Source organism: Mycobacterium sp., assembly GCF_032162105.1.
Taxonomy (GTDB): domain Bacteria; phylum Actinomycetota; class Actinomycetes; order Mycobacteriales; family Mycobacteriaceae; genus Mycobacterium.
The window spans coordinates 1-8,852 of record NZ_JAVRPS010000092.1 but is presented as its reverse complement, the minus strand read 5'-3'; the positions used below and the strand labels follow the sequence as shown (position 1 = coordinate 8,852).

Here is an 8,852-nt window from a genome sequence, read left to right as displayed (position 1 = left end):
ATCGAGCTCGACGGCGAGTTCTGCGGACAGCTCACCATTGGGAACGTCACTCACGGGGCGCTGCGGTCTGCGTGGATCGGTTACTGGGTGGCCAAGGCGGTGAACGGCGGTGGGGTGGCGACGGCAGCACTTGCCCTCGGTGTCGACCACGGGCTGGGGCCGGTGATGCTGCACCGGATCGAGGCGACGGTGCGCCCCGAGAACGCCGCGAGCCGGGCAGTGCTCGCCAAGGTCGGCTTCCGCGAAGAGGGGTTGCTGAAGCGGTACCTCGAGGTGGACGGAGCGTGGCGGGATCACCTTCTGGTGGCGATCACGATCGAGGAGCTCGAGGGCTCGGCAACGTCGCGGTTGATCCGCACGGGCCGGGCGAATTGGTCGTGATGGATGTTGCAGATGTGACATGTGGGGCTAATGTGCTTGTAAGAGGTGAATTACAGGTGTGTAATTGACCTCGGCGCGTCGCCCCCGGGTGCGCTGGTCACAGACCTAGCCTCAAGGGGAAAGGAGCCGGTGACATGCCAAGCATCCCCCAATCCCTCCTGTGGATCTCACTCGTGGTGCTCTGGCTCTTCGTGCTCGTTCCGATGTTGATCAGCAAGCGGGACACCGTACGTCGTACCAGTGACGTGGCCCTGGCCACCCGGGTGCTCAACACCGGACGGAGGGCCAGGCTGCTGCGCCGCCACGGTCCCGCCGCCGGCCACTTCAGCGATCCCGACTGGCGACCGTCCGAGGAACACCTGGACGACGGCGTCGACGGCCTCGACGAGGACGACCACGACGATGCGGCGTCACGGCGGCCCGTCGTGCTTGCCGCCGCCACGATGCAGACCGAACCCGACTACCTCGACGTCGACGTCGTCGAGGAGGACTCTGGCGCGCTCCCGGTCGGAGCGTCCGCCGCGGCGCCGGTCGAGGAGTTCGCCGGCCATCCCGAGCTGCCGCTGGACTTCGACGACAGCACGCAAACGTTCTCGGTCGAGGACCTCACCGAGATCGATGAGGTCGACGAGGATCTCTCTGAGGTCGAGCCCGAGCTCGAAGCCGAGCCGGACGAGACCACGGACGCGTTCGAGTCACTCGATGACGGCACCGACCACGACTACGAGTACGTCGACGACTCCTCGGGGCTGGAAGCACCGTCGGACACCGATCTTCGCCTCGCCGACTCCATGTCGGAGGCGCGGCGCAAACGCTACGAATCCAAGACGGCAGCCGCCGTGAGCGCGCGAAAGTACAAGTTCCGCAAGCGGATGCTGATGGTGATGGCGGTGTTGTCGGTGGCCTCGGCCGCTGCGGCGTTCTTGGTGTCACCGACGTTCTGGTGGGCGTGCGGCTCGGTCGGCGCGGTGACCGTCCTCTACCTCGGCTACCTACGCCGTCAGACCCGGATCGAGGAGCAGGTGCGGCGCCGTCGCGCACAGCGAATGATGCGATCGCGGCTCGGCGTCGAGAGCACCCAGGACACCGAGTTCGACGTCGTGCCGTCGCGCTTGCGTCGCCCCGGCGCGGTAGTGCTGGAGATCGACGACGAGGATCCGATCTTCGAGCACCTCGACTACGCCCCGTACGCCGGCGACTACCACTTGCCGCGTGCGGCCGGCGAGTAGTCGCTGGCGTTTTCGACCTCGGCGCGCTGACTGGTAACCTGTGCTACCGGCACAAGGGGCTATGGCGCAGTTGGTAGCGCGACTCGTTCGCATCGAGTAGGTCGGGAGTTCGATTCTCCCTAGCTCCACAGGCAATATGCGGGTTCTTCACCGACGTTCTGGGCATCTGACGACAGTTTTGACGACTTGACGCCGGTACGAATTCGGGTAAGGCCGGTGATGGTCGCAGGTAGAACTCTAAAGCGATGAGGCCAAAATGGGGACCGCCGATACGGGTGCTCCAGTCCGCGTGATTAGAGGGTTCTGGCCCAGCCTGACCAGCAGAAAAACATCGGTGTAAGTAGTGACTCCGCCTGAAAAGCGGAAGCCCCGGACTTGCTCTCACCTCTGCCATTCCGCACTTGTTGGGCAGTCAGCATTCAGTTGCACTTCTGGTGTTACGTGCGGTGAGTTGACGCTGAACGCTTTCGAGGCTGGACTGTCTGTGGCACGGTGGTATATCTAAAGAACGATCAACGATTCTCAGCTGGTATTGCTTCACCCTGGACGTGCTGCAACCCGCGGATCGGCGACCCGAATGCGGGAGATCCCATACCGTCGGCGAGCCCCTCATCGGGCCCCGCCGTCAGCGCGAGGCGCCAGCCCGAATGTGGGAGCAGAGTCTTGAACACCAGCACACACAAATTGACTTCCATGCGGTTCATGGCGGTAGCTGCCGTAGTCGCCGCATGCGTTGCAGCGTGCGGCTCGAGTTCGACGCCATCGTCGACCACGACTTCGGCCACGGCCACCGGCGTGGCCGGTTCCCCGGTCATCGTCGCTCTCGGCGACCAGCCGTCGGGCACGGTGACGCTGAGCTGGGACCCCCAGACCAAGAACGTCAGCGCCAAGCTGCAGATGGTCGGCTTCACCCCGGGCAGCAGTCACGCGATGCACATCCACCAGGGCAGCTGCGCGGCGCAGGGGGATGTCCTGGTCCCGTTTCCCGACGTGACCGCCAACGACGCTGGGGCGATCGACACCACCGTCACCGGCTCGCAGCCATCCGCGGCCGGTCTGGCCGCCGGCACGTTCCTCAACGTCCATCTGGCTCCGGCTGCGCAACTGGGCGGCCCAGGGTCACTCGGGTATACGCCGATCTCCTGCGCGGACATCACCCCTGCCGCATCGGCCACGCTGACCATGGCGCCGCTGCCGGAGCCCGGCCAGCACCCGCAGGGTTCGGCGAAGTTGACCTACGATCCCGCGAACAAGGCGCTGTCCGTTGCCGTCACGGCGAGCGGCCTCGTCGCCGGGAGTGACCACGCGGTACACATCCACCTCGGGTCGTGCGACTCTCAGGGGGCGGTCAAGTACCCACTCGACGATCTGGTGGCCTCGCCCACCGGTGCTGTCGAGACGACCACGGTCATCCAGAATGTCGATCAGGCCCCACCGGCGTCGGGCTGGTACATCAACGTCCACCTCGGATCGTCCAGCCGGATCGAACAAAATGGGCAGCCCACCCTTTACTTCCAGCCCATCATCTGCGGCAACATCGGAAAGTAGCTTTCAACATCGGCCCGCCCACGCCCGCCGGAATGGCGCCGTCCCGAGGGCTGCGCACATGGTTGCCGCCGCCATCGGCACCAAAGCCGGCGGTGGTCAGCGGACCGCATCCGCGCGTCGGTAACTACTGCACAACCTATCCTGGCGATCAGGGCTGGTCGTTGTGAGGCGGGTTGAGTTCGATCTGTTCGGACCCATCGCCGGACGTGTGTTGACCGAGTCCGCCGCGCAGAGAATCGAAGATTGCCAGGCCCTGTCCCACCAGGCCGGTGGCTATCTCGCCGAGCCCGTCGGCGCCGTTGAGGACTGTCAGGTTCGCTCCTGACAGACCCTGGGCGGCCTGCTTGACGATTTCAGGCAACTGGTCGATCAGCATCCGGTCCAAGGCCACCCGGTTATGCGAGGCCGCCGCCTCGGCTTGAATCTTCATCTTCTCGGCGTCGGCGAGCGCCAGAATCCGGACGCGTTCTGCCTCCGCCTCGGCCGGCTTCACCACCTCCGAGACCAGCTCTTGCTGACGGAGCTCTGCGGCGCGCTGGGCCAACTCGGTGCGCATCGCGAGCACCTCTCGCTGGGCTTGCGCCTCGGCCAGCGGACCCGCCTGGGCGGCTTCGGCCTGTGCTTTGTCGACTTCGGCCTTGTACTGCGCCCGCACGATCGCCGTCTGCCGAGCGTACTCAGCCTGGTTGCGTTGGGATTCCTGCTCGGCATCGGCCGCGGCCTGATTGGCCTTTGCTTGAGCAATCTGCGCCTGCTGCTGAATGGCCGCGTTGTGTGGTGCGGACATCGCCAGGATGTAGCCCAGAGAGCCGTCGTCGATGGACTGAATCTGCAGGGCGTCGACGGTCAATCCGATCTTGATCATCTCCTGCTTGGAACCATCGAGGACCTCCGTGGCCAGCTTCTGCCGTTCCTTGATGATCTGCTCGACGGTCATCGACCCGATGATAGAGCGCAGGTGACCGGCGAAGATCCGCCCAGTCAGGATCGCCATCTGGTTCTGATCCGACAAGAATCGTTGGCCCGCGCTGACGACGCTCTCACTGTCGTTGCCGACCTTGAACGCGATGACCGCCCGAACGTTCAAGGTGATCCCCTGCTGAGTGACGCACTTCTCTTCGACTTCGGCCTCACACATTGCCAATGTGAGGAACCGAACCTTTCGAAAGAACGGCATGATGTAAGCGCCGTGACCGGTCACCACACGAAAGGGGGCGTTGCCTGCAGCTCGGCCGCCCGAAATCAGCATCGCCTGGTCCGGTGCGGGCACTCTGTAGCCGAACATGATGGGCTCCTTGCATATTCGCGTCGTTGGTCAGGGAATTTGCGCTGTGAAATTCACAAGGTCCATGGCTCCACCAGGAGCGTGCGCGCACCTCGGATATCAATCACCAACACCTCGGTACCCCGCGGCAGGGGCCGGTCCGACCAAGCAAGATAGGCCTCCTTCGACCCCCGCACATTCAGAAGCACCTCTCCGGGGCCCGCGACGCCGCGGGTCGCCACGATCAACGACCCGACGCAGCCGACCACCGAGACGTCACCCACCCCTCGATACTCCTCCAAAACGCCGTGCCCGCGCACCCCGTCGCTGCACTCGATCAACAGGCTAGGCCCGTCGACTTTTTAGGCGGGGAAGGCTCTGCGCGAAACTCATGTGGGGATTTTCTTGACTGGTATCAAGAAATATCCCCTTTTCGCGTATGTGTAGAGGTTTCCGATTACAGACTGGTAGGAACGAGGGCTCCGCCGTTTGTGCCGATTCGCGAGGAGGCGGTCATGGCGACACCTGCTGAGACCCAGGGTGTGATCCGCAGTCTCATTCCCGCCCGGATCGACCGGCTGCCGTGGTCGCCGTTTCATACGCGGATGGTGGTCGCGCTGGGTGTGGCCTGGATCCTCGATGGGCTAGAGATCACCGTGGCCAGCGCGGTGGCCGACACACTGACCCAGCCCGAGACGCTCGGTCTGTCTTCGGCGGCGGTCGGGCTCATCGCCACCGTGTACCTGGCTGGCGAGGTGGTCGGCGCGCTGTTCTTCGGGCGCCTGTCGGACAAGCTCGGCCGACGCAACCTTTTCATGATCACCTTGGGTGTGTACCTCGTGGGCAGCGGTCTCACCGCGTTCACACTGGGCAATAGCGCAGGCTGGATCGTCTACCTTTACATCACCCGGTTTATCGCCGGTATGGGCATCGGCGGGGAATACGCTGCCATCAATTCGGCGATCGACGAACTGATCCCGGCCCGCTTCCGAGGCAGAGTCGACATCGCGATCAACGGCACCTACTGGGCCGGTGCGATCCTCGGCACGCTTGGCACGTTCATCTTCCTCAAGGCGATCGACCTGAGCCTGGGCTGGCGGCTCGCCTTCCTGATCGGCCCGGTCCTAAGCCTGGTGATCCTGCTGGTGCGGCGGAACTTACCGGAAAGCCCGCGCTGGCAGGTCATGAACGGCCGCGTGGAGGCCGCCGAGCGCACGATCACCCACATTGAACACGAGGTGGAGTCCACCGGTGCCACGCTGACCGCGGTCGCCGACAGCAAGGCTATCGAGCTGCAACCCACCGAAAAAATCGGCTACCTGGCACTGACGCGAGTGCTTTTCCGCGACTACCCGAGCCGGTCCGTGCTGGGTGCGGTGCTCATGATCAGCCAGTCGTTTCTGTACAACGCGATCTTCTTCACCTACACCCTGGTGCTCGGCAAGTTCTACGGGGTGCCCTCGGCGTCGGCGCCGCTGTACCTGATCGCGTTCGCCGTCGGGAACCTCGCGGGGCCGTTAACCATCGGGCACTTCTTCGACACCATCGGCCGCAAGAAGATGATCACCGGCACCTACCTGCTGTCCGGTCTGCTGCTGGCCGTGAGCGCGGTCTTGTTCAACGCTGGGGTGCTCAACGCTATTACCCAGACCATTGCCTGGTGCGTCATCTTCTATTTCGCGTCGGCCGGGGCCAGCGCTGCCTACCTCACCGTGAGCGAGATCTTTCCGCTGGAGGTTCGGGCGAAGGCGATCGCGGTGTTCTTCGCCATCGCCCAGTGCTTCGGGGCCCTCGGTCCGGTCATCTACGGCGCGCTCATCGGCGATGGCTCCCAGCGCTTCCCGCTGTTCCTGGGCTACTTGCTCGGCGCAGGAGTGATGATGGTCGGGGGACTGGTTGCCTGGTTCCTCGCGGTCGATGCCGAAGGCAAGTCGCTGGAAGACATCGCGACCCCACTGGCAGCCGCCGGCGCCAGCCGACGGACGGGTTCAGTCCGTGCGGAGGGGGCAACCCGGCCCTACTCGCCCTGAGTCCTGGGCGGATCGTGGGTGAAGTCGGGTTGCCAGCATTAGCAGGCGCCCAACATCGGATCGGTTCGCAACCTCAAATTGGGGAACGCGACCAACCAGCCGTACATCCATGGAGCCGATGACGCGGCCTGCTGCGCCACGCTGACCACAAGTTTGACGACAACCCTGACGACAGACGCACGCCCAACAACGCCCACAACTGCCCTTCGCGGGTCGTGTTCTGCCTGGTTACACATTGCGCCTAGTCCTGGCAGTGTGGGGGTCAGGGGTTCGAGTCCCCTTAGCTCCACCAGAATTCAGCAGGTCAGAGGGTTGCAGCCGCTTGGCCCGTCGCGTGCACGACAACGGCGAATCGGCCACGACCATCGCAACGTCCCTTGGCGTCAGTCGCGCCACCGTCTACCGTGTCCTCACCCAGGACACGGAATAGGCGACCGTACTGGCGTTAGCGGTGGTTTACCGGGCGTTCAGACGCACTGTCCGTTAGGAATGTAGTCGTGGACGACGACACGATTGACCCGTCGCGAGCGGGCGATGTCCCGCCAGTGGCGGTTCGGGACGTACGTCCGTGCGAGCAAGAACAGGCGAGGCTGTTCGCCACTATTCTCAGCCGTGAGCTTCGCGACATGCGCCGGACCGCCGCGTCCGCAGAGAAGCAACTATTACAGCGCACCGTGATGGACAGGAAAACCGAGTCGTCGGAACGTCTGGAGCGATTGCGGGGACGGATCGCGGAAGCCGAGCGGATTCTCAAAGCCTTGGATGCGCGGTTCTACTCCGCCACATAGATTCTCACTCTAGCCAAATTGACCCTGGTGGGCCGCCCGTTCCTGGGCTGAAAATGGTGTGGTGGTCGCCTTGCGACGTCGTCGTTCTATGGTTCTTCGAGGCCGTGCTCTAGCCGGACGCTGGAGTCGCGTTGTGGGTCCTTCATTGTTGCCGCCGTTGATGTTTGGTCGAGCACGCGGATTAGATTCAGTTCTTCCTGTGCGGCCCCACGGGCGATCACACCGCTACTGGATCGAGCGCGGGAGAGGAGATGACGCGCCATGTTGGCCGAGTCTCATGACGAGGAACAGATCATTGCCAGGGTCGCTGCCCTGGATATCGGCAAGGCCGAGTTGGTGTGCTGCGTGCGGGTGCCGGGCCCGGCAAGCAGGCGCCTGCAGGAGGTGTCAACGCATTCGACAATGACCCGGTCGTTGACCGAGCTGGCCAACCACCTGGTCGAGTTGAGGATCGAGCGGGTGGTGATGGAGGCGACGTCGGATTATTGGAAGCCGGTGTTCTATCTGTTGGAGGCGCACGGGCTGGAGCCGTGGCTGGTCAACGCCCGCGATGTCAAACACCTGCCGGGCCGGCCCAAGACCGACGTGCTCGACGCCGTCTGGTTGTGCAAGGTCGCCGAACGCCAGATGCTGCGTCCCAGTTTCGTTCCGCCGTGGCCGATCCGGCGGCTACGAGACCTGACCCGGTACCGCATCGACCTGGTCGGTGTACGCACTGCGGAGAAGAACCGGGTCGAGAAGCTCCTCGAAGATGCCTGCATCAAGCTCTCCGTCGTGGCCTCCGACATTTTCGGGGTGTCCGGGCGGGCGATGATGGCCGCGTTGATCGCCGGTGAACGCGACCCGAAGGTGCTCGCGCAGTTGGCGCGGTCTCGGATGCGGACCAAGATCGGCCGCCTCGAAGAGGCATTCAACGGGCACTTCGACGCTCATCACCGATTCCTGCTGGCCCGGATGCTGGACCGCATCGACGGTATCGACGCCGACATCGCCGCCGTCGACGAACAGATCGAGACCCATCTGGCCCCTTTCGCGCCAGCGGCGGCACGCCTGGATGAGATCCCCGGCATCGGGCCAATCGCCGCCGCCATCATCATCGCCGAGGTCGGAGTGGACATGTCACGGTTCCCGACCGCGGGGCACCTGTGTTCGTGGGCCAAGTTCTCCCCGGGCATCAACTCCTCGGCCGGCAAGACCAAGGGCAACAGCTCGACCGGGCACGGCAACCGCTACCTGGCCCGCATCCTCGGCGAGGCCGCCGTCGTGGCCGCACACACCGATACCTTCCTCGGCGACCGCTACCGGCGCATCGCCAGACGGCGCGGCAAGAAACGTGCGATCGTGGCCGTCGGGCGCTCCATCCTCGTCATCGTCTGGCACCTACTCGCCGACCCCGACACCCGATTCACCGATCTCGGTGCCGATCACTTCACCAAGCACGTGAACCCGGACACGAACAAACGCAACCACATCCGCCAGCTCGAAGCACTTGGCTACACCGTCACCCTCACCCCAGCAGCCTGACCATCACCACGCACCCGTCCCGCCGTCACCGCACGGCCACATCGACGTGCGGCCTCCCCAGTCAGCTCACCATCATTTTCGGATTAGC

Annotated in this window: 9 protein-coding genes, 1 tRNA gene and 1 pseudogene; 8 read left to right on the top strand and 3 right to left on the bottom strand. The window is 64.3% G+C overall.

Annotated features, from left to right (window positions below; translation table 11 throughout):
* The 3 genes from QOC69_RS04465 to QOC69_RS04455 all read left to right on the top strand — a co-directional run.
* Nucleotides 1-381: GNAT family N-acetyltransferase (locus QOC69_RS04465; protein WP_526436771.1), on the top strand; the 381-nt coding region annotated here is incomplete at its 5' end.
* A gap of 134 nt (nucleotides 382-515) precedes the next feature.
* Nucleotides 516-1,610, top strand: a complete 1,095-nt coding sequence (gene sepX / locus QOC69_RS04460; RefSeq protein WP_526436769.1) for a divisome protein SepX/GlpR — start codon at nucleotides 516-518, stop codon at nucleotides 1,608-1,610.
* Between the two features lie 55 nt (nucleotides 1,611-1,665).
* Nucleotides 1,666-1,738, top strand: a tRNA-Ala gene (locus tag QOC69_RS04455).
* Nucleotides 1,739-2,122: 384 nt separating this feature from the next.
* On the opposite strand, the gene QOC69_RS04450 is transcribed toward QOC69_RS04455, so the two are convergent.
* Nucleotides 2,123-2,395, bottom strand: a complete 273-nt coding sequence (locus QOC69_RS04450; RefSeq protein WP_526436767.1) for a hypothetical protein — start codon at nucleotides 2,393-2,395, stop codon at nucleotides 2,123-2,125.
* Between the two features lie 10 nt (nucleotides 2,396-2,405).
* Between QOC69_RS04450 and QOC69_RS04445 the strand changes: the two genes are divergently transcribed.
* Nucleotides 2,406-3,158, top strand: a complete 753-nt coding sequence (locus tag QOC69_RS04445; RefSeq protein ID WP_526436765.1) for a CHRD domain-containing protein — start codon at nucleotides 2,406-2,408, stop codon at nucleotides 3,156-3,158.
* Nucleotides 3,159-3,306: 148 nt separating this feature from the next.
* Here QOC69_RS04445 and QOC69_RS04440 read toward each other — a convergent pair whose 3' ends face one another.
* Both QOC69_RS04440 and QOC69_RS04435 read right to left on the bottom strand, forming a co-directional pair.
* On the bottom strand, nucleotides 3,307-4,443 hold the full coding sequence (locus QOC69_RS04440; protein WP_526436763.1) for an SPFH domain-containing protein: 1,137 nt from the start codon (nucleotides 4,441-4,443) through the stop codon (nucleotides 3,307-3,309).
* A 53-nt stretch (nucleotides 4,444-4,496) separates the two neighbouring features.
* On the bottom strand, nucleotides 4,497-4,706 hold the full coding sequence (locus QOC69_RS04435) for an NfeD C-terminal domain-containing protein (RefSeq protein WP_526436761.1): 210 nt from the start codon (nucleotides 4,704-4,706) through the stop codon (nucleotides 4,497-4,499).
* Nucleotides 4,707-4,730: 24 nt separating this feature from the next.
* On the opposite strand from QOC69_RS04435, the gene QOC69_RS04430 reads away from it, so the two are divergent.
* The 4 genes and pseudogenes from QOC69_RS04430 to QOC69_RS04415 all read left to right on the top strand — a co-directional run bounded on the left by QOC69_RS04430 (nucleotide 4,731) and on the right by QOC69_RS04415 (nucleotide 8,764).
* Nucleotides 4,731-6,452: an MFS transporter gene (locus tag QOC69_RS04430; protein WP_526436759.1), complete on the top strand. Its 1,722-nt coding sequence runs from the start codon at nucleotides 4,731-4,733 to the stop codon at nucleotides 6,450-6,452.
* Between the two features lie 322 nt (nucleotides 6,453-6,774).
* Nucleotides 6,775-6,882, top strand: a pseudogene (locus QOC69_RS04425) (helix-turn-helix domain-containing protein); the annotation flags it as partial.
* 67 nt (nucleotides 6,883-6,949) lie between these two features.
* Nucleotides 6,950-7,240: a hypothetical protein gene (locus QOC69_RS04420; RefSeq protein WP_526436757.1), complete on the top strand. Its 291-nt coding sequence runs from the start codon at nucleotides 6,950-6,952 to the stop codon at nucleotides 7,238-7,240.
* A gap of 261 nt (nucleotides 7,241-7,501) precedes the next feature.
* Nucleotides 7,502-8,764: an IS110 family RNA-guided transposase gene (locus QOC69_RS04415; protein ID WP_526436755.1), complete on the top strand. Its 1,263-nt coding sequence runs from the start codon at nucleotides 7,502-7,504 to the stop codon at nucleotides 8,762-8,764.
* Nucleotides 8,765-8,852 lie beyond the last annotated feature (88 nt).

Coding starts and splice junctions, on each gene's coding strand:
- sepX (WP_526436769.1), top strand. CDS start 516: ATGCCAAGCATCCCCCAATCCCTCCTGTGGATCTCACTCGTGGTGCTC.
- QOC69_RS04440 (WP_526436763.1), bottom strand. CDS start 4,443: ATGTTCGGCTACAGAGTGCCCGCACCGGACCAGGCGATGCTGATTTCG.
- QOC69_RS04415 (WP_526436755.1), top strand. CDS start 7,502: ATGTTGGCCGAGTCTCATGACGAGGAACAGATCATTGCCAGGGTCGCT.